The sequence below is a fragment of the Deltaproteobacteria bacterium genome, from assembly GCA_009930495.1.
GTDB lineage: Bacteria > Desulfobacterota > Desulfovibrionia > Desulfovibrionales > Desulfomicrobiaceae > Desulfomicrobium.
Genome location: RZYB01000315.1, coordinates 1 through 2,014, shown reverse-complemented (window position 1 = coordinate 2,014; position 2,014 = coordinate 1). Strand labels below are relative to the sequence as shown.

Genomic DNA, 2,014 nt, shown 5'->3' with positions numbered 1-2,014 from the left:
GTAGAAATATCTTAATAATCCCCTCAAACTTTTCACTTTTTGATTGATTATTATTAGTATAATCTCTAAATAAACTTTTATTTTTATTTTTTTACTTTAATAATAGATTATTTTGAATAGTTGTCAATTTTTAGATATCACAAATACACCTATCTGTTTTTAGAAGGTGTTTTTTAGAAATTATTGATTATTAGTTTTTTAGCTACAGACTTTTTCTGTTGCTCTGTTATAGATTGGCGCTAAATTATTCATAAGTTTACTTTTACTTTTAAATTTAACCTGCATATCATAACTCCAGGGATGAAATGGAGGTACCTTGTTTGCCCGTTCTTTCTTCTTTTTGGGCTTCATTTTATCTGGATCATAATCTTTCGAGTATGATTTAGCAAAATCAATATGCTCTAAAATATATACATTATCATCTTTATCTGTTGCATATAAATCAGCATCATCTATTGTTCTAATTATGCTTACACTTGTACCTTGGGGCAAACATTTCAGCCGACCTTCTTGGGATAATAATCGGTACTTATTATTTTTATAAGAAATATCATAACCTTTATGTATTTTTCTTTTTTCTATTACAACTAGCCGTTGTTTAATTTGTTCTTCACTAATAGGATCAAATCCATTAGGAATCTTTTGAATTTTATCAGTTTTATAATTTATAAATTGAGTGTGTGCAAAAGTTTTATTGTAGTAAGGAATATATATTTCTTTAAGATATTTATTAATAGATTCTAAATTTTCTTCTACTTTATCCATAGCAAGCCAAGCTGGTAAATCACCTTGTATTGAGCGATTTAACCTTTCTACACGAGGCTTAAAACGTGCATCAGAACAACATGTTAATTCTGTCCCTATTAAGTGACAAGCATAAGCAAATTGAGTCATTGTATCAGAGCCATGTATAGCATCTATAGCGTCATTGCTAGGTGATTTATCTATCACCTTACTTTTGTTCTTTGCATAGGTAAAACATGTCCTTTTATCACACCTGAGGCTATTGGGGATTCCGTAATCAGTTAATATTTGCTCATATACATGAAAGTAAGCATTTAATGTTTCTTCATAATCCATCCATGCTCCAAGAACAACTCCTGAAGCGTCATCAATGGCTAAATGTAAATGATATTTTCTACTAGAATTCTTAAACCATTTGTGTGAAGAAGCATCTAATTCTACTCTTTCACCCATGTATTTAGCTCTACTTTTAGTGGCATAAAATTCTTTGAATGATTTATCATCCTTTAATGCAGTTAACATATCTGTTTCATTAGCAGTTAAAGCTCCTCTAAGCTTTTGCTTTTTTTCTAACTTTATCTTCATATTCTTACGAGTCTTTCTAGTACAAAGAGGAGATAAAACACCTTCTTCTAAGTAACGCTTTCTAAGACAAGATGAAGAAATAGTTAAATCACTTCTACTACTTATAATCCTCTCTAAAGTGGCAAAATTTGTTCCACTTAGATTGTTTTCTTCTATGAATTCATTTATAGGTTTAAGATCTTTTTTGTTGATAGGAGTTCTTCCTTTGTTACCGTGAATAAAACTGGAATCTCCTAATTCTGAATATTTTTTTAATTTTCTCCATACTGTTGTTGTACTAACATTAAGCTTTCTTGCTGCAGGAACCAGACTTTTTGTTGGGTTTTTTAGTCTATCATTGTATAGATTTATAATAATTTCTTTCTCAGTTCCTGAATTCACTTGATAATTGTTACCATTTTGGTCCATAATAAAGCCACCTTTTGGGGTATTTGGATTGCATTTTTCTGGTTGGAAAGTCGGCAATCCATTTTTTTTTGTATTATACATATTTTTGGAAGGTTTTTTAAAAAACTAAAAAATTATATTAAAAAATATAGCAACTAGTGTCTGCAAAAATCTTAGAAAAAATAATTTTCCCTAAATTTATTTAAAGATTTTAACAATTTGCTATATATTCTTGCTTTTATGCACTAATTGCATTTTCCCTTCCGGTTATTCATTACATTATCACTTCCTTTTCACA

Annotated in this window: 1 protein-coding gene; it reads right to left on the bottom strand. The window is 29.1% G+C overall.

Going from position 1 to position 2,014, the window contains the following annotated elements:
* Nucleotides 1–198: 198 nt before the first annotated feature.
* The gene (locus tag EOL86_14185; GenBank protein NCD26721.1) at nt 199–1,818 is read right to left on the bottom strand and encodes a hypothetical protein; all 1,620 of its coding nucleotides are present in this window, start codon (nt 1,816–1,818) and stop codon (nt 199–201) included.
* Between the last annotated feature and the right edge of the window lie 196 nt (nt 1,819–2,014).